The organism is Flavobacterium sp. 22659 (assembly GCF_052044235.1).
GTDB lineage: Bacteria > Bacteroidota > Bacteroidia > Flavobacteriales > Flavobacteriaceae > Flavobacterium > Flavobacterium johnsoniae.
Genome location: NZ_JBQEMU010000010.1, coordinates 126,244 through 149,552 on the forward strand (window position 1 = coordinate 126,244; position 23,309 = coordinate 149,552).

Below are 23,309 nucleotides of genomic sequence, written 5' to 3' on the forward strand. Positions count from 1 at the left end.
GATTTTTTTAAATCTTACAAAGTTGCAAAGCATATTTTATTAATGCCTATTAAAACTTAAACAAATTCCAGTGGAAACCCGTTTCATCGGTTAAACTTGTGGGCAAAAAACCTTAGAATATTAAAAATTACAATTTCAAATCCTGATTCAGCTCAGTTTCTGATTCAATGGTTTTTCCGTTGTATTGCAATTTCCAGCCCATTGAATTGGTCAGTATTAAAATTTTAGACAATTCGCTTATTAATCTATTTTGGGCATTTGTTTTTAGCGTTGACTGGTCGATTTTTTTCGCCAGATTGGCTTTTACTGATTTGTTGATTTTATTGTAGTCATCTCCTGTAAACGGATTCAGTTTGCTTTGTTCTACATCATAAAACTGAATATCAGGATTGATTGTGATTTCTTCTTTTGGAATATTTAGAATCGTGATTGTTTTGTTTTTTTCGTCGATATCGTATTTCATTTTATGCAAATCGTAGGCAACGGTTACATTGGCATTAACTACAATAAGTGCTTTTTTCTCAAAAGAAATCATGTCCATCAAATATTTCTGCTGATTTTTATAGGTAATGACTTCTGAGAAATGTCCTTCGGTAACAACTAGTTTTCCAACATTTAAAATCTGCTGCTGAATCAAATTAGTATTGTACTGAATATCAGAGTCGTCTTCTTTCTTAAACTGGCAATATTTAAAAGCCAGAACAATTAATAAAACAACAACTCCAATACCTATAATTCTTTTGATCAAGTTTTGCATTCTAAAATATTTTAGACCAATTTACTTCATTTTTTTCTTTTTTAGCCACGAAATTGTTTCTTTTTCCGCCGCGAATTCACGAATTTTCGCAAATCACTTTGTCTATTATTTTTTCAATTTCACAAATTAAAATTTGAGAAATTCAACTATAAGTATCCGTATAGATTAACGAAAATTCGTGAATTCGTGGCGGAAAAAATGACGAAAACTTAAAACGGATATCCAATAGCGATATTCAAAATCAGATTGTCTTTTCTCCAGGAACTGCTTCCAAAATTAATATCATCAATTACCCATCTTTGTCCGTCTGGCAAAGCAGGATTTCGAAGCGGCATGGCTAAATCTGTTCTTAAAATCAGGAATGATAAATCAAAACGCAGGCCTACTCCTGCACCAACGGCAAGTTCTTTCATGAAATCTTTTGAAATTTCGGCACCGGGTTTGTCCGGATCGGCATGTAAAAGCCAAATATTACCTGCATCTAAAAATACAGCGCCTCTCACAATACTAAACAATTTTGCACGATATTCTGTATTGAATTCCAATTTTAAATCGGCTGATTGATCTGGTGTGTAATTAATATTTGTTGTCGTTTCTGGAATCACATAACTTCCCGGCCCTAAAGTTCTTGCTCTGAAAGCTCGAATACTGTTGGTTCCCCCCACCACAAATTGTTTTGAAGCAGGAAGTGTATTCGAATTTCCGTACGCAAATCCGGCTCCTACGATTAATCGGCTGGCGAGTTCACTTTCTTTTCCTAACTTTAAATAATGTCTGAAATCTGATTTGATTTTGACATATTGGCTAAACGGAACATCAAATATGGTTTTTACATTATTTGGATAATCTGCACCGGTTACTAATCCCGTTATGTTTCCTGCCAGATCTAATTCGCCATTAAAATATATGGTGTTTTTTCGGCGTTTCTGCATTGTATTAGTATACGTGTAATTGTAGGTCGGGCCAAAAATCAATTGTTTTTCAATTACTTTTCCTAAAGCAGGATCTTCCTGAATATCTTCTAAATATTCTGGCGTAACATGATTTGGACTTACATAAGTTACATCTATTACATTCAATTGATGTTCTTTGCGAATGTTTTCTTTCCATAAATATCCAAATGAGGTATTAAAGGAATTTAAAGCATACAATTGTGTACGTTTTTGATATTCATAACGTAATGTTGCTTTGGTTCTTGGTACATATTCGCTGTTTCCTTCAATATTAAAAGGCGTAATGAATCTTGGCCAGGTTAAACTGGTTTCGGCTCCAAGTTTATAGATGTTTTTACCTTTGTTTACACCACCCAACTGAAAATCGGCACCTCCAAAAATTGAGAAAGTGAACAATTCTGCGCCGCGAAAGAAATTACGATTATTCCAGTTTACATTTACTTCTGTTCCTGTATAACTTGCTGAATTGGTTTTTCCTAAAACCTCAACCCGAATAAATTTCTTAGGAAGAAGTGTGAGGTAATAATAGGAATCCAAAGCATTTTTAATACTATCTGACGGTTTAAATTCATTTTTTACAAAACTGAAAGTTCCTAGATTTACAAATCGGTTCAAGGTTAGATTGTGATCTTTTCTATTATACAAATCCCCTTTTTTAAAATAGATTGTACGGTCATAAATTCTGGGCTTAAAAGTTTCGGCAGTATCTATAATTGTAAAATCTTTATACTGCTGAATATTTTTTTTCCTGTAAACCATGCTGTCATTGTTCAGCGAATAATTGGGATATACATAGATTTTATCAATTTTATAAGCCGTAAGTGCTTTTACAGGTGTATCGTCTTTTATTACCAGTCTAATATTGACTTCGTGATCGCCTTTACTGCTGTCTACTTTTGCTAAAAGATAATCTGGGTTAAAATAGTAATAACCTTTTTCTTTTAATCTGGCGTCGATTCGTTCTCTTTCGGATTTAATTACATCCAGATCATACGGATTTCCAACTTTAAGCAGGCTTCTTCGGCTTGATCTTCCTATAATTCTGGACATTGCGAGTGAATCATCGGGAAAAATAACGCTTTTAATTTTGTATTGTTTTCTGGGCGTAACTGTATATTCGGCAGTAACTCTTTTGTTTCGAACGGTAGAATCGGCACTTACGCGTGTTTTAAAAAAACCACGGTTTTCAGTAAAATTTCGTAAAACCGATGCATTATAATCTAAATCGACTTTACTAAAAAGCACAGGCTCTTCTCCAACCTTGGTTCGAAGCCAATATCTAAATCCTTTTTGTTTTTTTGGTTCGCCTGCTATATTATAAAACCATAATTTTGGACGTAATCCTAAAAATGTTTTGTTTGGTTTTGGACGAAGAAGACCTTCCAGCTCGGTTTGCAGTGCTTTTCTATCTTTCTTTTTCATAATAGAATCTTTCACTTTTACAGAACCACCCGTATAAAGCAAATCGCCTTCCGGAAGATATTTTGTATTACTGCATCCAAAAACAAAAAACAGGCATAGCAGTACAAAATACTTTATAAAATGATTATTTATATGATTATGTTTTTTGTTCATTTCCTTCAATTTGATTTTCCTGCAATTTCTCCTTCTCTTTGTCTTCCTTTTTTTTCTGTTTTTCCTTTTCTTTTCGAAGCTTTTCTTCTCGAATCAATTCTTTTTCTTTTTCACTGCGATGGAAAAGTTCTCTGAATTTATTGTAACTCATCGTGATAATAAAAGCAACACCTGTTTCTACAACCTGCCCTTCTACTGCAACCTGATATTGATTTTTTCTATAAGCACGAACCATATAACGTCCGTCTTTTGTCAATTGATAATCTAAAGCAACATCACCGGCAATATTGGTGCTTTCTTCATTGGCGCGCTCTGCTCCTTCTACTCCAAAACTGCTTCCAACGGTTACTTTTAATCTGTCGTCCAACAGTTTTTTAGAAACCTCCACATTCAGATCGGTTCTGTTTTGCATGGTTCCCGAAGTGTAATCTTCAGACGATTCTAAATCAAAATTGACTTCAAATCCTGTAATTAATTCTCCTGCCAGGTTATTTAATTGCTGAGAAAGTATTTTACTAACACTTTGTCTCGCCATTGTTTCAGCACTTATGCCGCCACTTTGACTCGCGAACGGATTTTCACCAACAAAACGGTTTAATAATAAAAGTGCAAAAACTTGTTTATTTAATTCTGCAGGATCTTGTTCGAGCTGTTTTAATTTATTTTGTGTTGTTGTAACCACATCTGTCGAAACATTATAATTCCCTTCCGGTAATACAATTCCAAATGAAATTTCAGGCTTCATCAATTCTCCATTCATTTTCAATAAAGTCTGAAACGGAAGCTTTTGTTTGTAGGTATTCTGAACCGCTTGTTCCATTCCTGATAACTGATTTCCAAGTAAATCAATTGGTGCCGCATTTACCTTGTAAATAGCTGTAATATTTAAATTAGCCATTGTTGGTTCGCCATTCCAGGTAATATAACTTCCTTTTTGAATATCGAATTTCCTTTTTATTCCGTTAAAATTCATTTCATAAGCACCATCAGAAAACTCATATTTCCCGGTCAGAGTCGTTTTTCCTGATTGGTCAATTCCGCCCACCAATTCTGCTTCACCTTTTAAATTTAAATAATCGCCATTTGCCTTATCAATCAGTAAGGTCAATTCTGCTTCTTTATCAATCGAAATGGCAACATTCACGTCCATTCCTTTTAATTCAGACTGATCGAGTTTATTCTGCAAGTCGACCGTTTGTTTCAAATACATATTATCTTCATTCACAAACTCAACAATTCCTTCACGATCAGCGATTGAAGGATCTGACTGCGGCAGGACAACCGTAAATTTGGTTTCTTTATTAATTTTAAGCGTTCCGTCGACAACAGGACTGTCCAGATTTCCTTTGATATTCAGTTTTGTATCCAAAAACAAATCGCCATAAAACAAATCATTGTCTTTTGCTTTCGAATTTATGGCTCTAAAATCATCGGCTTCGACAACTAAATCGAAATTGTATTTTCTAAAATCAGGCGATTTTATATTTCCGTTTACATATAATTCATTGTCGTTTTCATCAAAAAGAGAGAATTTATCAAATGTAATTGTCTCATTACTAAAAGTGATTTTTTCGTTTTTAGTTTTAAAATACGAGTTGAGCTGTGTTACTCTAAAACCAGTATCGTTAAAATTTAATTCTCCATTAATTTTTGGCTGCGAAGTATTTCCGGTTACTTTAAAATTTCCTGATAAATATCCCGTTCCTTCGGTAATATTGCCCATTGTAAAGCCTTGAATGCTTTTTATATTTAGTTTATTGATGTCGATATCAAAATCAAAATTTCCGGCATCAAGCTGATAATCTCCTGTTAGTTTAAGATCATTTCCTTCATCGCTTAAAGTTACATTTGCGGCAAGAGTATTAGCAGTTTTGTTGTCTACTTTAATTTCTAAATCGCCTACTTTTTCTCCTTTAAACGCAAAATCATCAATTTTTAAATCTGATGTAAAAGTCGGGTTTGTCATTACATTTTCGACCAGAGCATTTCCGTTAATTAAACCCTGCATTAAAACTTCGTCTTTTTTGACCATATTCATAATAGTCTCTATTTTGAAGTTTACAAAATCAACTTGTAAAGGCGCATTATCCTGCGTTCCCTGCGACTGGACTTTTAATTCATTTCCGTTATTGTTGAGATTGAATTTGTTTACATACAATCTTTTTTCTCCAAATTCAATGGCGTTTTCCGGATCAAGATTCCATTTATCATAATTTAAAACAAAGTTCTCGGCATTGAGTTTTACAATGTTTTTAGAATCTTCTGTTTTAAATTCTCCTGCTACATAATATTGCTGTTTTTGTTTGGCATCCTGAACTTCGAGAGCATAAGTCAAAGTATTATTTTGTACATCGCCTTTTAAAGTGGTAAACGGTATTTTCAATGAACCACCTTCTATTGTGGCAATAGAAATAGAATATTCTAAAGCATTTTCTTTGGCTTCGATATTTATTTTCCCGTCAGAGATTGTGTTGTCTCCATAAGTAATTCTTGGTATAGTTCCTCTTACTTCTAAAGAATCTGTTGCATTATTGTACTTTCCGGTAATTTTAATTGGTTCTAACCCTGTTAGTTTCGGAATCAATTTAAAAAGAATCGGATCGTTGTCTACTGTTAATGTAAATGCAAGTCTTTGTTCATCAGATTCTGCTTTTGCTTTTGGCGTTTTTAAATCAATATATTTCGATAGTGATTTTTTAACTGCATCGGCAAGCGTGGTTAATTTATATTTTCCGTCGACTTCGGCTTTTAAAAACTGAGATGAGATTTTAATATTATTTCGGGTATTATCTGAAAACGCAATTACACGAACAGAATCCAGAACGATTGGCTCAGCATCTTGTAAAATCTGAACATTAGACAAAAATACTTTCCCGTTTAAAAAATCAGGATTACTGTTGGCAATATCTGCATCTATATTTCCACGAAGTTTCATTGGTCCCGCATGCAGATTCAGCTTTTCTAAATCGGCAATATCTAAATTCAGTTTTAATTTTACAGTTGGGTACTTGTCTTTTGTGTCACCGCTGGCTGTTAAATCAAAATTGAGGTTTGGATCTTTCATTCCGGATTTTACAGCAAATGAACCGTTTGCAATGTTTCCTTTTAACGCTAAATCTCTATAGGTATAGCCGTTAAAAGCTGCTTTTTGAACCAGACCGTCTATTACAGCATTAGCAGTTTTAGGATCTAAACCATTTCCTTTGACTTTTGCTTTAAGTGTAATTTTTCCAATTGAATCATTTTTGATTAATCTTCCCAAATCAAAATCCAGCAAATATACTTCGGCATCGTATTTCTCTTTTTTCTTGATTCTCTGGTCGAATAGTGCATCGATTTTTGCGTTTCCAAAACTGCTGTTTAAAGCTAAATTGGTTTTAAAGTTTTGAACCGAACCTTTAAATTTTCCCTGCAGATTTAATTGTGAGGGTAATTGAATGTTTTTAGGAATAGTTCCAGCCGGCACAAACATATTGATATCTTTTGATGTGCTCGAAATTTTTTTAATATTCAAATCATAATACGCTTTTTCGGCATCAGGCAGTCCGGTTATTTTCCCCGAAAGGGAAACTTTTGTAGTACCAATACCGCTCATTTCGAATTTTGCAATATTCAAATCTTTTACTTTTCCGCTTACACGGCTGTCCACATACAAAATCGCATTTGGATTACTCTTAAACGGATTTGTTTTTTGAAGATCGGGCACAAACAATAAAATGTCTTTGAATCCAATTTTAGACTGTTTCAAATTGGCGTCAACAGCAAGATTTCCTAACTCTTTTTGAAGTGATGCAAGCGATTTATATTCGGCTTTTATTTTATCTTGCACCAATGTCTGCGGAGTTTTTAGATACAAGTTATCCAAAGACGCATTTTTAGGCCCGTAAAAGAAATCTGTTTTTAGAGCCTGAATCTGTAAACCGCGTTTTTCATTAACGGTCAGCTTTTTTATATTTCCCGAAATTGTATCATTTCCGTAATATAATTTCTCGGCTTCAAAATTAAATTTACTCAAATCTAAATGGCTGTAATCGATTCCTTTTGCGGTGGGTTTCGACTGCATATCATCAAATTTAAAAGCTACGTTTTGTATATTAATTTTGTTGAGCCTGGCTTTCCAGCCTGCTTGTTTAATTGCGGTTGTGTCTAAGTTTGGTGCGTTGATTTGTTTGTCTTTTGCCCCTAATCGCAAGTTACCGCTAAGATTTTTTAATTCGAAAGTGTCGAAATCTAAAAACTGTTTGTTTAAATCAATTTCATTAACGGATAAATTCAGGTTTCCAAGTTTTATTCCCGAATCTAATTTTGAATCTTTATTATCGTAAAGGATATCAATTTTTGAAAGACTGATTTTTTTAAGATTTAAATTGAAATCCGGACGTTTTGAAATAGTATCAACAGTTTCAACCGAAACTTCGGCTATTTTTTCGACAACATCCTGATCTAAAACCAGTTTTAATCCATCAAGATTGATATTCGGAATATTAAATTTCATGTTATCCAAATCGAATTCCTTGAATTTAGTATCGAAATGTGTCAGGTTTACCCGAATATCATTTTTAGCATAATCGTCTTTAAAATTAAATTTAATGTTATCCAGATTTACTTTTACAACTGATATTTTGAATGGTTTTGCATTAGGATCTTCAACTTTTGGTTCTTTAGATTCAAATGCTTTTATGATGTAATCAAAATTGAAAACACCGTTTTTGTTTCGGGAAATATTTGCTTTTACGTTTTCAAGTGAAACAGAATTGATTTCGAGTTCACTGCTTACGAGTTTAAAAAGATCAACATCAACTTCTAAACGTTTACCAGCCAATAAAGTATCTTTCTTTTGGTCTTCAAAATAGAAACCTTCCAGAACTACGTCTTTTGGAAATTTTATAGAAATATAATCTAAGGAAACTTTGGTTTTTATTTTATCCTGAAGATAAGTAACCGCTTTATTTTTAACGAAATTTTGAACCGATGGAACCTGAATTAATATAATAAGAAGCAATAAAAGTGCCACTACAGAAACCACGCACCATACCAGTACACGAAGTGTTTTTTTTAAATAATGAATGGGTTTCTTATTCATAGGTCAATAAAATACAGGATTTAATTACTTCTGAAAAAAGCAGGGTTATACATCTTACAAAAATGTAGATTTTAAACCTTTAACAATTTACATAATTATTAGCAATTATTCTAAAATTTCACTGTTAAATAGTTAATTTCTCACATTTTCAAATATTCCAAATACAAACAAAAAAGGAACAGCGCTGAGAATATCAGCACTGCCCCTTTTTGTCTTAATATTATAAAAAGTTAATTCTTTACATTAAAGGTCTATTAAAAATTGAAAATCCAGACTTCTAATATCTCTAAATTTCTATGTTAATCTAAAGTCAGGTTTACTGCTCCTTCTTCTGCTCCAAATTTGCTTTGCGTTAATAATGGATTTGTTGGATTTTCTTCGTACGCCCAATCTTTTACGCCAAGTTCTTCAAATCGCTCTTTTATTTTTTGATTATAAAAAGCGGCAATAGTTCTAACCCTGCGTTGAATATCTGCTCTGGCCGTATCGTGGGTATTGGCAGCATTTTCGTTAGAATAAATAAATTGTAAATAACCTATTTTAGGTACTCTTACTAATTGGGTCGCTAGAAAAGTCCGTACCATTAATTCGTAATCATCTGCAATAGATAATCTTCTTCTATGTCCTCCAATTTGATGATATAACGATTTTCTCCATACCCTAATATGATTGGGTATTCCAACTATATGACGAATTGTTTTGGGGTTGATATTCATAGAAATATAGACCTGCATCAATTTCCCCATTACAAATTGGTTTTCGTATTTCCCGTAACCAAAAGCAAACTCCTCTGGATAAGTTAAAGAATTCCAGTTCTCATCAATTTCTGCGCAGTCTGAATAAACAAACCCAGCTTCCGGATACTTTCTAAATGCTTCTACTATATTAAAAGCACAATCTGGTATAAGATAATCGTCATGATCCAGTTCTGCCAGGTAATCTCCATTACACATACACGCAGCACGATATTTAACTTCACCAATTACTCCTCCTGATTTTTCTTTAAAATCATACACTTTAACACGTAGATCTTTTGCAGCTATATCTTCAGCAATCTTTAGAGTTTTTCCGTTATCATTTGAGTCGTTTACTATTATCCATTCCCAATTAATATAGCTTTGATTTTTTATTGATTCATAAGTCCTTAAAAGTTTTTCACCTGTATTATAAATCGGTGTAAAAAAAGAAATCAAATCATGAGTCTGATAGGACAGAATATAATTCATCGCACAATTGTATGCGATTTCACCAATATCATCTTTTTTTGAATCTGGTAAATTTATCCATCTTCTTCTTATGTCTATTGGCAGGTTCATCAGATTGAGATAATGCTCAGGAGAACTAACAGTAGTTACAATACAGTCTGGATTAAATGAAATGATAGATCTATTAATATCCTTATCATCCTTTAAATACATTACCTCTAAATCATTAGACTCATAACTGGCTAATTTTACAGATTTAAGATCTGGCTCATCATTTCCTATATAAATAATACGGGGCAGTCCTCTTTTGGATTCTAATGCTTTCATTTCTCAACTTAAATTTAGAGTTAAAACAAAAATTTACTTTGATTAACAAACGCAAAGATACCAAAAAGTAAGATATTACCTATTTTTGAGATTAGAATACTATTTGATCCCCCGATTTAGAATTTAATGTGTGGTAATTTTTCTCCTAAAAGGTTTATTTTCTGCTGAAGTTTAGTTAAGAATTTTTGGTGTTGTTCAGATTCTGGATTGAAGCTTCTGTGGCGAAGGCTTTTTTGAATTTCGTCTACTTCCTGCATTATTGAAACACTTTCTTGCGAAATGTAATTTTCGCTGAACAGTTTCCAAATGTAATCAATGGCAATTTGATTGGGGTGAAGCATATCTTCATTATAAAAACGATAATCGCGAAGTTCGTCCATCATAATTTCGTAAGAAGGAAAATAGCTATGAGTTATGAGTTTCGAATTATGCGTTTTTAAAACTTGATGTAAAGTCGAAAACAAATGAGATTTACTTAACTGGTTTTCTACAAATCCATCTTTTATGTGGCGTACCGGCGAAATTGTAAAAATGAAATTAATATCAGGATTTAAAACCTGAATTAAATCTATTGTTTTTTGAATGCTTTTCTGAATTACATCAACAGATAATAATTCTTTTGAGAATTGTTTTTGCGGGACTTTATGACAATTGGCCGCTATTTGCTCACTTTCGAGGTTTCTGTAAACCCAGGAAGTACCAAATGTAATGATGATATGTGAAGCTTCTTTTAATTGTTTATTGGTTTCTGTAATAGCTTTGTTGAGCGTTTCCAGTAATTCCTGCCTGTCAGCATTACTTAAATCAGAATGAACCTCAAAACTATGCCAGCGCTCGTTGTAAAAGAAAACGTCTTTTTCTGTAAACCACTGTTTGTTACAAACTCTTTCAAACAGCTTTTCAATTGAAACAGGATTAAAAATAATCCCAAACGGATTGGTTTCATTTTGAAATTTAAAATAATCAAATTTCGCTGCCATATTTTCTGCAAAACAAGAACCAATAGAAAGTATTTTCGAATTATAATCGATTGGAAAATTACTTTTTGAAATTGGAATTTGGGTTCTGAATTGCATGATTTCTAAATTTAAACACGAATTTCACCAATTTTCACCAATAAAAAAACCAAATACGAAAAGTATTTGGTTTTTATAATAACTGCATCTGTAAAAAAATTAGATTTTTAATAACAAAAATGAACTTCAGAAACTAAAACAATTGCTTACTTTTGCATCTTCCATTTTTTTAAATACTCTATGAAATTATTATATTCTTACATAATCAAACATAAACTTTTGTTGTTTTTTGCTTTGATTATGGCCTCGATAAACATTTGTTTCAGTTTATCAGATTCTATTATTACCGGTAAATTAATGCAGGACTGCGGGGTTGGTCTGCATAAATACGACGGAAATGCTGCCGGCTTTATTAAATCTTTATCTTTCTGGCTTGGGCTTTCGCTTGGTGCGGCCATGATTTCCAGAATTACTAAGAACTTTCAGGATTACTTTACCAATGTCGTGATTCAAAGAACCGGCGCTCAAATGTATACTGACGGAATTAAAAAATCTTTAGATCTTCCTTATGCTGAATTTGAAGATCAGCGAAGCGGTGAAACTTTGAGCAAATTAACCAAAGTACGTTCTGATTCAGAAAAACTGATTACACTTTCTATTTCGCTTATTTTTCAAACCATTATCGGATTTATATTTGTAATTCTCTATGTTGCACGCATTGATTACAGAATCTCGATTATCTTTTTAATCACAGCACCAATTATTGCTTTGGTAAGTTCTTATCTGGGTAAAAAGATTAAAATTGTTTCGAAAAAAATCGTAAACCAAACCAATGCTTTGGCGGGTTCTACAACGGAGAGTTTACGAAACATCGAATTGGTAAAAAGTCTTGGTTTGACTTATCAGGAAGAGAAGCGTTTAAATCTAAACACTTTTAAAATCCTGCAGTTAGAATTAGAAAAAATCAGATTTATTCGAAGCTTAAGTTTTATTCAGGGAACAACAGTTCACTTTTTAAGAACTTGTGTGGTTTTTACTTTGTACTATTTCTTATTTGGAGGAAAAATTATTGTGGGTGATTTGCTTACAATGGTTTTCTTTACATTTTTCATTTTTGGTCCGCTTCAGGAACTTGGAAATTTCATTATTGCATTGAATGAAACCAAAGTATCTATGGAGAATTTCAAAACTTTATTAAGTGCTCCAAAAGAATTTCGTCCGCAGAATCCAAAACATGTTGGAGCAATTCAGTCATTGTTATTCTCAAATGTGAGTTTTCAGCATAAAACAGCCAAATTTAAAGCTGTAGAAAATATCAATTTCGAAATTAAACAAGGGCAGACTGTTGCGTTTGTCGGTCCGTCTGGTTCCGGAAAAACAACTTTAGTAAAACTATTAGTCGGTTTATACACTCCAGCCGAAGGTCAGGTTCTTTACAATGATATTGATTCAACAGATATTGATTTGCTTGATCTGAGAAAACAACTTGGATTTGTAACTCAGGATGCGCAATTGTTTTCAGGAACTATTCGCGAAAACTTATTGTTTGTTAAACCAAATGCAACCGACGAGGATTTATACGACGCTTTAAAACGAGCAAGCTGCGACAAACTTTTAAGACGTGCCGAAGATGGTTTAAATACTACAATTGGTGAAGGCGGAATTAAAGTTTCGGGTGGAGAAAAACAGCGTTTATCTATCGCCAGAGCTATTCTTAGAAATCCGAATTTATTGATTTTTGATGAAGCAACTTCTGCTTTGGATTCAATTACCGAAGAAGAAATCAACGATACGATTCGAAATATCTCAGACAAAAACCGAATCACAGTTTTAATCGCTCACCGTTTATCAACCGTTATGCACGCTGATAGAATCTTTGTTCTGGAACAAGGTAAAATCATTGAGCAAGGTAAACACGAAGATTTAATTGTCGAAAAAGGATTGTACTACGCTATGTGGCGCCAGCAGATTGGCGAGCGAAAATAGGCACGGGTAAAGAATCTCGCAAAGACGCAGAGTCGCAAAGTTTATTTTTAAGCTTTGCGACTCTTTTTTTTATTTAAGTTTTTAAGTGTTTTACTAAAGATTAGAAACAACTCTTTTTATCCCAAATTTGATAATTGGTACATTAAAGTTAATGAGTAAACCTAACTTCATTTTTGTGATTTTTAGATATGTAAGAACTTGTTTTGCATGTACATCTGTTAATTGTTCGATAGACTTAATTTCTAGAATTACTTTATTTTCAACAATTAGATCTGCTCTAAATCCAATATCCAGATTTATTTGATCCCAAATAACAGGCAACGTTTTTTGCCTCTCTATACTTAATCCTCTCTTTGTTAATTCATGAAACAAAATCGCTTCATAAACTGATTCCAATAATCCTGGCCCTAATTTGACATGTATTTTATAGCAAACATCAACTACAATAGCCGAAATTTCATTCTCATTCATTCTTAAAAAATTAAAGTATAAACTTACAAAAATAAAATTTAAAAACTTTGCGAGATTAAAACACCATCAACTCAACAAAAAAATCTTAACGATTAAATTGGACTTAAAAAAAAGTCGCAAAGCTTAAAAATTAAACTTTGCGACTCTGCGTCTTTGCGAGAATAAAAAAAACTACTTGACGAAATCCACCGCTTTAGCTAAAGCCTCAGCAATTCCATCAACATTTTTACCTCCTGCTGTAGCGAAGAAAGGCTGACCTCCGCCGCCGCCTTGGATGTATTTACCTAATTCGCGAACAACTTGTCCTGCGTTTAGATTTTTGGATGCTACAATTTCTTTAGAGATGTAACAAGTTAACATTGGTTTTCCTTCGTGAGCCGTTGCGAAAACTACAAATAAGTTGTTATAAGAACCACCTAATTCGTAAGCTAAATCTTTTGCTCCTTCTGGGTTTAAATCAACTTGTTTTGCTAAAAACTGAACGCCATTGATTTCTTGTAATTCTTTAGCCAAATCAGCTTTCATATTTTTAGCTTTATCTTTTAATAAAGCTTCTAATTGTTTTTTCAACTGTGCATTTTCGTCTTGTAATGCCAAGATCGATTTCACCGGATCCTGAGCATTTTTAAGTGCTTCTTTAATTTCTGCTAAAGAAACAGCCTGAGACTCAAAATATTCTTTTGCTGCTTCACTAGTAATTGCCTCTATCCTTCTAATTCCAGCTGCAACAGCTCCTTCTGAAACAATTTTAAAATGCCAGATGTCAGATGTATTCGCAACGTGAGTTCCTCCGCATAATTCGACAGAATCTCCAAATTTAATAGTACGAACTAGATCACCGTATTTCTCTCCAAACAAAGCAATTGCTCCATCTTCAAGAGCTTGTTCTTTTGGAATTGCTCTTTTTTCAATTAATGGCAAACTCTCACGAATCCTTGCATTTACAAAGTTTTCTACTTCTAACAACTCTTCATCAGTCACTTTAGAGAAGTGAGAAAAGTCAAAACGCAATGAAGCATTACGAACCATTGATCCTTTTTGTTCAATGTGCGTTCCTAAAATCTTACGTAAACCTTGGTGCAATAAGTGCGTAGCCGAGTGATTTGACGAAGTTTTGGCTCTCTGGTTTGCATCAACAACTGCATTAAAAGTACCGGTAATATTTTCCGGTAACGACTGTGTTAAATGTATCGTTTGGTTATTCTCTTTTTTAGTATCGATAATATACACGATATCACCGTTTTGAGCTTCAAGATATCCTTTATCTCCTGTTTGTCCTCCGCTTTCTCCATAAAATGGCGTTGCATTGAAAACCAATTGGAAAATCTCACCATCTTTAACACTTTCAACTCTGCGGTATTTCGTGATTTTAACTTGTTGTGATAATCTGTCATATCCAACAAATTCCTGAATATCGTCTTCTACAATTACGTTCCAGTCACCAGCAGTCACTTTTGATGCTGCACGAGATCTTTCTTTTTGCAATTGCAATTGTTTCTGGAATCCTTCTTCGTCTAATTTCAATCCTCTTTCAGAAAGGATCAAAGCGGTTAAATCAATCGGGAAACCGTATGTATCGTACAATTCGAAAGCTTTTTTACCATCAATTGTATCTCCTGTATTATTTAAAATTACAGCATCTAAAAGAATTAATCCCTGATCTAATGTTTTCAGGAATGAATTTTCTTCTTCACGAATTACATTCGAACAAAGTGCTTTCTGCGTTCTGATTTCCGGGAAAGAATCTCCCATCTGCTCGCTTAAAGTTTCAACCAATTTATAGATAAATGGCTCTTTCGTATTTAAGAAAGTAAATCCGTAACGAATTGCACGACGCAAAATTCTACGAATTACATAACCAGCTCCTGTGTTAGATGGCAGCTGACCATCTGCAATAGCAAAAGCTACCGCACGAACGTGATCTGCCACTACACGAATAGCAATATTCATTTTATTTTGTTCTTCACTAATGCCTGTTACATCATTAGTTGTATATTTTGCACCTGTAATCGTTTCGATTTCTCTAATTAATGGCATGAAAACATCAGTATCATAGTTTGATGTTTTTCCTTGTAATGCCATACACAAACGCTCAAATCCCATTCCGGTATCTACGTGCTGTGCAGGAAGTTTTTCTAACGAACCATCTGCTTTACGGTTGAATTCCATGAATACATTATTCCAGATTTCAACAACTTGCGGGTGATCATTGTTTACCAGACTTTTTCCAGAAACTAAAGCTTTTTCTTCTGCAGAACGTAAATCAACGTGAATTTCAGAACAAGGTCCGCATGGTCCTTGGTCTCCCATTTCCCAGAAGTTATCTTTTTTGTTTCCAAGAATAATTCTGTCCTCGTCGATTAATGTTTTCCAGATATCCCAAGCTTCCTGATCAAACGGAACGTTATCTTCTTTACTTCCCTCAAAAACAGAAACATAAAGATTCTCTTTTGGAATTTTATACACTTCTGTCAATAGTTCCCAAGCCCAGTTAATTGCTTCTTTTTTGAAGTAATCACCAAAAGACCAGTTTCCTAACATTTCAAACATCGTATGGTGGTACGTGTCAATACCTACTTCTTCAAGATCGTTATGTTTTCCTGAAACACGAAGACATTTTTGCGTATCGGCTATTCTAGGACTTTTTGGAGTTCCGTTTCCTAAGAAAAATTCTTTAAACTGGGCCATTCCCGAGTTATTGAACATTAAGGTTGGGTCGTCTTTAAGTACAATAGGAGCTGAAGGAACAATAGTATGACCTTTACTCTCAAAAAAATCTAAAAATTGTTTACGTACGTCTTGTGATTTCATATTTAAATTAGAAAATGTGTCTGTTTAAAATGTGTTGATTTGATAATGTGACAATTAGAAATCCTATCAAATTAATAATGCGTTAATTTTAAAATCGAAAATTAAAAACTTATGTTTTACAACAATAAATTGCCTATTTTGCGCATTATATAATTTATGTAATTCCCCCAAATTATCAAATTATTTTGTTCTTGTAAAAAAGTCCCCCGAATAACTGCAGCATTTAGCCATTTTGTTCGTCTAAGTTATTTTACAAGCTGCAAAAATAGCGTATTTTAAAATATGGCGAAAGTAAAATATTATTACGACTCAGAAAATCTGGCTTATACGAAAATAAAAACCAGAAAAAGAATAAAAATTGGTTACGCATTACTGTTTTTAGTGGCTTCGGCATTGTTTGGCTTTTTAGTTTTTGTACTTTTAATTAACACACCTTACTTTGAAACTCCAAAAGATCGGCTTCAGGCACGTGAAATTGAAAATTTAAAACTTCAATATTCGATTTTGAATAAAAAACTGGACGAAATCGACGCTGCTGCAGATGCCCTGGAAGAACGTGATAATAATATTTACCGGGTGTATTTTAATAAAGCAGAAATTCCCGATTCTATTAGAAAAGCTGGTTTTAGAAATCCTGAAAGATATAAAGCATTAGAAGGTTATAACAACTCCCAGCTGGTTTTGAATACCACAAAAAGAGTAGATAAGCTTTCGAAAGAATTAGCAATTCAATCTAAATCATTAGATGAAATATTGAAATTAGCCGGAGCAAAAGAAAGTTTATTATTGGCGATTCCGGCAATTCAGCCTGTTCAGAATGAAAATTTAAAACGTGTTGCTTCTGGTTTTGGATACAGAATTGATCCTTTCACGAAAGTGAGAAAAATGCATAACGGAATGGATTTTACTGCCAACACCGGAGCTCCGGTTTATGCCACTGGAGACGGCGTTGTGGCAAGAGCAGATGACACAGCTTCAGGCTTTGGAAACCATGTTGTGATCAGGCACGGTTTTGGATATGAAAGTTTATATGCGCATTTAAGCAAATACAACTGCAGACCAGGACAAAAAGTCAAAAGAGGCGACGTTATAGGTTATGTAGGAAGTACAGGAAGATCTGAAGGACCACATTGTCATTACGAAGTACATAAAGATGGAAAAGTCGTAAACCCGCTGAACTTCTATTACGGCAATATTTCGGCAGCAGAATACGTCGCAATTTCGCAAATGGCAAACCAGGAAAATCAGTCATTAGATTAATACTGCAAAAAGTATTATTTTTGAAATAAATTAGAAATAAAAAAACATGCATATTGAGCTTTCAAAAGATAAAAGATATTACAGCATTGGCGAAGTAGCCAAAGCCTTTAATGTCAATGCATCCTTGATACGATTTTGGGACAGCGAATTTGATATCCTGAAACCTAAAAAGAACGCCAAAGGCAACAGAATGTTTACTCCGGAAGATATAACCAATCTCCAATTGATTTATCACTTGGTAAAAGAAAGGGGCTTTACACTTGAAGGAGCCAAAACGCATTTAAAAGAAGGTCAGAAGAAAACGTTAGATAAATTCGAAATAATACGTAAATTAGAGTCCATAAAAACGCAATTAAACGACATCAAAAACGAATTGTAATTAAAAATAGAAATAAACTTAAATTAAACAAATATGAAAAAGTGGTTAATCCCTGTTGGAATTATTGTCGCATTTATCGCTATCATCGCATTTTGGTCGATTGGAATTAAAAATACTGCTTTACAACACAGTCAGGCTGTAAATAAAGAATGGGGTAACGTACAAACGGCTTACCAAAGACGTAATGACCTTATTGGAAATTTAGTAAACACAGTAAAAGGTGCTGCTGATTTTGAAAAATCTACTTTAACAGCGGTAATCGAAGCTCGTGCAAAAGCTACATCTGTAACAATTGACCCTAGCAATGTAACTCCAGAGCAATTAGCACAATTTAACCAGGCACAAAGCGGTGTAAGTTCTTCATTATCTAGATTATTAGTTTCTGTTGAGCAATACCCAACTTTAAAAGCTAATGAAAACTTCCTAAAATTACAGGATGAACTGGCAAGTACAGAAAATCAGATTTTAACAGCTAGAACTCGTTTTAACGAAGCTGTACAAGTTTACAACGGATATGTTTTAAAAATTCCTAATAACTGGTTCTTGAGCGAGTATAAAGAAAAACCATACTTCGAAGCTTCTACAGGAGCAGACAAGCCAGTTGAAGTAAAATTCTAAAGATTTAATATTTTTGATTAGCGATTTTAGATTTCAGATTTAATCTGCAATCTAAAATCTACAATCTAAACTCTAAACTCTAAAATAATTTCCATGTCAAAAGTAGAAGATTTTTTAACCAAAGAAGAAGAACACGAAATTGTTGAAGCTATTCGCATGGCCGAAAATAACACTTCTGGCGAAATTAGAGTACATATAGAAAAAACAACTTCTAAAGTCCATTTTGATAGGGCTTTAGAAGTTTTTCATCAATTACGAATGGATGAAACTAAATTGCAGAATGGCGTACTGCTCTATTTTGCAGTTGAAGATAAAAACTTCGTGATTTGCGGCGATAAAGGAATTAATGATCTTGTTGCTGATGACTTTTGGCATTGTACAAAAGATATTATGACAAATCATTTTAAAGCCGGCAATTTTAAACAAGGAATTGTAGACGGTATTTTGAATGCCGGCGAACAGCTTAAAAAATATTTCCCATCTCAGGAAGACGATATAAACGAATTATCTAACGAAATCTCAAAAGGATAAATAATGAAAAATTCCAAAAATAAAATCTCAAATTCCAATAGAATTTTTCAGTTTAGTTTTTTGTTTATCGCGTTTTTTATCTGCAATACAATTTTTGCACAATTTGATATTCCAAAAAAACCTGATTTTCAAACTTCTGTTTACGATTATGCCAACGTTTTAAGTGCTTCTGAAAAAACACAATTAGAAGAAAAATTAATTCGTTACTCAGATTCAACCTCAACCCAAATTGTTGTTATTACCATCGAAAGCCTTAAAGGCGAAGATATTGGAATCCTGACACCAAAATGGGCGCAGGAATGGGGAATTGGACAGGCTAAAGAAGATAATGGTGTATTAATTTTATTGGCTAAAGCCGAAAGAAGAATCTGGATTTCTCCTGGTTATGGTTTAGAAGATCGTTTGACGGCAGGAATTGGCGGCGAAATTACCAGAAATATTATTATCCCTGAATTTAAAGCAGGAAGTTATTACCGCGGACTTGATAAAGGTGCGGATGCACTTTTTGATGTTTTTAAAGGAAAATATAAAGGCGAACGCAAACAGTCTAAAGGAAACGATTTCCCAATACTGCCCTTTATTGTTATTGTTGTAATTGTTTTAATTTTACTTTCAAGAGGCAAAAGAGGCGGTGGAGGAAATTCTGGCAGCAATGGCGGAGGCCCAAGTCTTATGGATGTAATTCTTTTAAGCAGTCTTGGCAGAAGCAGCGGCGGTGGATTTGGAGGTTTTGGAGGCGGATCATCTGGCGGAGGCGGAGGCTTCGGCGGTGGATTTGGCGGAGGCGGATTCTCTGGAGGAGGTTCTGGAGGAAGCTGGTAGAAAAGAAAAAAGTTTTCAGTCACAGTTTTCAGTTAACAATAATTAATAATTTCATACTTTTACAAATTACAATTCAATATAGATGTTATCACATAAAGCAAAATACGCCCTTAAGGCCTTACTTTATTTAGCAGAACAAGACGAAAATCACATTTCCAGAACTGTGGAAATTGCTGATGGCGCTAATATTCCTAAAAAGTTTTTAGAACAGATTCTATTAGATCTAAAACGAGGACGTTTTGTAAGCAGTAAGCAGGGAAAATTTGGCGGATACTATCTGATAAAATCCAAAAATGACATCACTCTGGCAGAAATTCACCGATTATTTGACGGTGCAATTGCACTTTTGCCATGTGCTTCTTTAAATTTTTACGAGCCTTGCTCTGATTGCAAAACCGAGTCTGAATGCAGTCTGCGTCACGGTTTAATGCTTATTAGAGACAAAACTTTAAAGGCAATGGAAGGTATCACAATCGCCTCATTAGTAAAAAAATAAAAAAATATTTTCTAATTCCTAGTAAATCGATAGAATTAATATTTATATTTGCACAAAATATTTAACTAACCATTTACAAAATTTTTAACATGAAAGTACATTTTAGTTCATCAGGTGTCACAAAACTTTTGCAAAATAACCAAACAAAGCTTTCTGCTTCTGTAAAAAGAAATTCATCTATGATGTGTATATGTTGATTTAAAAAAAATTTATTTTAAATTCTACTAATCACATATACTTAATATAAAAATGAAAACATCAATACAAAATATCTTTACAATATTATTCTTTTTAACCTTCTCTATCTCATTCGCTCAAAATATTGAAGGTGTAGTTACAACAAGTGAAAATGTTCCTTTAGAAGCTGTAAACGTAGTAGTTAAAGGAACTACAAATAGTGCTGTTACTGATAACAGCGGTAAATTTATAATCGATTCTAAAGGAAGACTTCCATTAACACTTTTAATTCAGTATGTAGGTTATACAACTGCTGAAATCGAACTTACAGCAATCCCAGCAAATCCGCTGCAGGTTGCACTTAAAGAAGAAAACGAACTTATTGAAGTTGTCGTTTCTTCAAGAAGAAGAATCGAAAAAGTTCAGGATGTGCCAATCGCTATTTCTGTAATTACAGGAAAACAAGCAGAACAAACCGGAGCTTTTAACGTAAACCGTATTAAAGAATTAGTTCCTTCTGTACAGCTTTATTCTTCAAACCCAAGAAATACAGGTATTAATATTCGAAGCTTAGGTTCTCCTTTTGGATTAACAAACGACGGAATTGATCCGGGTGTTGGTTTTTATGTTGATGGTGTTTACTATGCCCGTCCGGCTGCCACTACTCTAGATTTTATTGATGTAGAACAAATCGAGGTTTTACGCGGCCCTCAAGGATCTTTATTTGGAAAAAATACAACTTCGGGAGCTTTCAATATTACAACACGCAAACCAAGTTTTACTTCAGGTGCTGATTTTGAGGTTAGTTATGGAAATTATTCTTTCTTACAGGCTAAAGCTTCTGTTACAGGTGCTCTAGGTAAAAAAGTGGCAGGTAGATTATCGTTTTCAGGTACTTCACGTGACGGTTTAGTTGACAATATTGCAACTGGAAGATCTACAAACACTTTAAATAATCAGGGGATTAGAGGACAATTGCTTTGGACTCCAACTGTAAATACAAATGTTATTTTTGCTGCTGATATTACAACACAGCGCCCAGACGGATATGCGCAGGTTGTTGCTGGCGTTGCTCCAACACAAAGAGCAGCTTACCGCCAGTTTGACGCCATTATTGCCGATTTAAATTATCAATTACCAAGTTTAAATGCTTTTGACCGTAAAATTGATCAGGATACACCTTGGCGTTCTAATCAGGATATGGGAGGTTTCTCTTTAAATGTTGATACAAAAATTGGAGGCGGAACTCTTACTTCTACTACAGCATGGCGTTTCTGGAACTGGGATCCGTCAAATGACCGAGATTTTACAGGATTACAAGTTTTGGCTAAATCTCAAAACCCTACAAGACAAACACAAATTACACAAGAGGTTCGTTACGCAGGACAGATTACTTCTAAAATAAGCGGTGTTGCCGGAGTATTTTTTATTGACCAGACATCACAGACTGATGGAACTGAAGAATCTGGAAATGCACAATGGAGATTTTCTCAAAGCACAACAAGTAACTTATGGAAAACACCAGGGCTTTTTGAAGGATACGGAATCAAAACTGATGCAAGAATCAGAGCATCTAGTGCTGCTGTATTTGGACAAATTGACTGGGCAATTACAGATCGTTTACACATTTTACCTGGTTTAAGATATAATTTTGACAAAAAAGACGCGCATTACGCACGTACAACATACGGAGGTTTACAAACAACAGATCCGCAGTTATTGGCTTTGAAAAAACTGGTTTATTCTGATCAGGCTTTTGATTCAAGTACTGACAATACTGACTTTTCTGGAAACATTACGGTTACTTTTAAAGCTTCAGACAAAATCAATGCTTACGGAACTTTTGCAAAAAGCTACAAACCAGTTGGTGTAAACGTTGCCGGACTTCCAACTAACTCTGCTGGTCAGCCGTTACTTGATCTTGCGGTAATTAAACCTGAAAAAGTATATCATTATGAAGTGGGAGTAAAAACTTCTCCTTTTAGAAACTCAATCTTCAATATTGCATTATTTAAAACTGATATTAAAGATTTCCAAACTAACGTTCAGGCAGCTGAATTGGGTGTAAACCGCGGTTATCTTGCCAATGCTGATAAAGTACGTGTACAAGGTGTTGAAGTAGACGGAAGTTTTGTTATAAGTCCAAACTTAACAATAAATGGTGCCGTAACTTACACTGATGGTACTTATGTGAAATTTACAAATGCACCGCTGCCGTTAGAAGAAACAGGAGCTCCAGTATCTTTCAAAGATGTTTCAGGAACTAATCTTCCAGGTGCTTCAAGATGGGCAGGATCATTAGGCGGTGAGCTTTCTGATAATGCAAGATTTTTTGGAAACGCAGGAAAAGTTTTCTTAGCTGTTGACTCTTATGCTCGTTCTGAATTTTCATCAAGCCCTTCGGCTTCAAAATATTTAGTAGTTCAGGGTTATGCAATTTTTAATGCCCGCTTAGGTTTCCGCGCATCACAAGGTTTGTCTGTTCACTTCTGGGGACGTAACCTTTTAAATAAAGATTACTATGAGCAATTATTGCCTGCAGGTGGTAACGCAGGACAATATGCTGGTGTATTGGGAGACCAAAGAACTTACGGAATTACATTGAAATACAGCTTATAAAACATATAAAATAAAAGCTAAAAACTAAATCAACAGGATATGTGTAAAGCATATCCTGTTTTTTTTTGTTTTCCAAAAACCTAAATCAAACTCTCCATTTGATTTAGGTTTTTTATTATAAATAACTCCTGTCCAACAATATTTCCTCCATCAAAAAATACCTTATTTTATCATACTTTAAACTTTTAGGGGCATTTCATAGAAATTCTGCGCAATAAATTTG

15 protein-coding genes are annotated in these 23,309 nt (G+C 33.9%); 8 read left to right on the plus strand and 7 right to left on the minus strand.

The window, feature by feature from the left end; translation table 11 throughout:
- Positions 1-127 precede the first annotated feature (127 nt).
- From ACTJIW_RS12270 to ACTJIW_RS12290, 5 genes are all read right to left on the minus strand, one after another.
- Positions 128-757, minus strand: a complete 630-nt coding sequence (locus tag ACTJIW_RS12270) for a DUF4230 domain-containing protein (RefSeq protein ID WP_440714361.1) — start codon at positions 755-757, stop codon at positions 128-130.
- Positions 758-966: 209 nt separating this feature from the next.
- Positions 967-3,285 carry a translocation and assembly module lipoprotein TamL gene (gene tamL / locus ACTJIW_RS12275; RefSeq protein WP_440714362.1) on the minus strand — a complete coding sequence of 773 codons (2,319 nt, stop codon included), beginning with the start codon at positions 3,283-3,285 and terminating at the stop codon, positions 967-969.
- Positions 3,269-8,368 (minus strand): translocation/assembly module TamB domain-containing protein, encoded by a 5,100-nt coding sequence (locus tag ACTJIW_RS12280; protein WP_440714363.1) that lies wholly within the window; start codon positions 8,366-8,368, stop codon positions 3,269-3,271. Before ACTJIW_RS12280 ends, tamL begins: the two co-directional genes overlap by 17 nt.
- 299 nt (positions 8,369-8,667) lie before the next feature.
- Positions 8,668-9,900: a glycosyltransferase gene (locus tag ACTJIW_RS12285; RefSeq protein ID WP_440714364.1), complete on the minus strand. Its 1,233-nt coding sequence runs from the start codon at positions 9,898-9,900 to the stop codon at positions 8,668-8,670.
- Between the two features lie 116 nt (positions 9,901-10,016).
- Positions 10,017-10,976 carry a GSCFA domain-containing protein gene (locus ACTJIW_RS12290; RefSeq protein ID WP_440714365.1) on the minus strand — a complete coding sequence of 320 codons (960 nt, stop codon included), beginning with the start codon at positions 10,974-10,976 and terminating at the stop codon, positions 10,017-10,019.
- 180 nt (positions 10,977-11,156) lie between these two features.
- On the opposite strand from ACTJIW_RS12290, the gene ACTJIW_RS12295 reads away from it, so the two are divergent.
- On the plus strand, positions 11,157-12,902 hold the full coding sequence (locus ACTJIW_RS12295; RefSeq protein ID WP_012023971.1) for an ABC transporter ATP-binding protein: 1,746 nt from the start codon (positions 11,157-11,159) through the stop codon (positions 12,900-12,902).
- Positions 12,903-12,995: 93 nt separating this feature from the next.
- On the opposite strand, the gene ACTJIW_RS12300 is transcribed toward ACTJIW_RS12295, so the two are convergent.
- Together ACTJIW_RS12300 and alaS are read right to left on the minus strand one after the other, a co-directional pair.
- The gene (locus ACTJIW_RS12300; protein ID WP_440714366.1) at positions 12,996-13,373 is read right to left on the minus strand and encodes a GxxExxY protein; all 378 of its coding nucleotides are present in this window, start codon (positions 13,371-13,373) and stop codon (positions 12,996-12,998) included.
- 171 nt (positions 13,374-13,544) lie between these two features.
- Positions 13,545-16,184 carry an alanine--tRNA ligase gene (gene alaS / locus ACTJIW_RS12305; protein WP_440714367.1) on the minus strand — a complete coding sequence of 880 codons (2,640 nt, stop codon included), beginning with the start codon at positions 16,182-16,184 and terminating at the stop codon, positions 13,545-13,547.
- 282 nt (positions 16,185-16,466) lie between these two features.
- Here alaS and ACTJIW_RS12310 point away from each other — a divergent pair, with 282 nt between their 5' ends.
- The 7 genes from ACTJIW_RS12310 to ACTJIW_RS12340 all read left to right on the plus strand — a co-directional run bounded on the left by ACTJIW_RS12310 (position 16,467) and on the right by ACTJIW_RS12340 (position 23,086).
- Entirely contained in the window at positions 16,467-17,444 is a 978-nt protein-coding gene (locus tag ACTJIW_RS12310; RefSeq protein WP_121362115.1) for a peptidoglycan DD-metalloendopeptidase family protein, read from the plus strand.
- A 46-nt stretch (positions 17,445-17,490) separates the two neighbouring features.
- A complete protein-coding gene (locus ACTJIW_RS12315; RefSeq protein ID WP_012023968.1) occupies positions 17,491-17,823 on the plus strand; it encodes a MerR family transcriptional regulator in 333 nt (110 codons plus the stop codon).
- Between the two features lie 33 nt (positions 17,824-17,856).
- Positions 17,857-18,441: a LemA family protein gene (locus ACTJIW_RS12320; protein WP_012023967.1), complete on the plus strand. Its 585-nt coding sequence runs from the start codon at positions 17,857-17,859 to the stop codon at positions 18,439-18,441.
- A 93-nt stretch (positions 18,442-18,534) separates the two neighbouring features.
- The gene (locus tag ACTJIW_RS12325; protein ID WP_121362116.1) at positions 18,535-18,972 is read left to right on the plus strand and encodes a TPM domain-containing protein; all 438 of its coding nucleotides are present in this window, start codon (positions 18,535-18,537) and stop codon (positions 18,970-18,972) included.
- A gap of 3 nt (positions 18,973-18,975) precedes the next feature.
- The gene (locus ACTJIW_RS12330) at positions 18,976-19,794 is read left to right on the plus strand and encodes a TPM domain-containing protein (protein ID WP_440714368.1); all 819 of its coding nucleotides are present in this window, start codon (positions 18,976-18,978) and stop codon (positions 19,792-19,794) included.
- Between the two features lie 82 nt (positions 19,795-19,876).
- Positions 19,877-20,290 carry an RrF2 family transcriptional regulator gene (locus tag ACTJIW_RS12335; RefSeq protein ID WP_012023964.1) on the plus strand — a complete coding sequence of 138 codons (414 nt, stop codon included), beginning with the start codon at positions 19,877-19,879 and terminating at the stop codon, positions 20,288-20,290.
- A 249-nt stretch (positions 20,291-20,539) separates the two neighbouring features.
- The gene (locus ACTJIW_RS12340) at positions 20,540-23,086 is read left to right on the plus strand and encodes a TonB-dependent receptor (protein ID WP_149208344.1); all 2,547 of its coding nucleotides are present in this window, start codon (positions 20,540-20,542) and stop codon (positions 23,084-23,086) included.
- Positions 23,087-23,309: the final 223 nt, after the last annotated feature.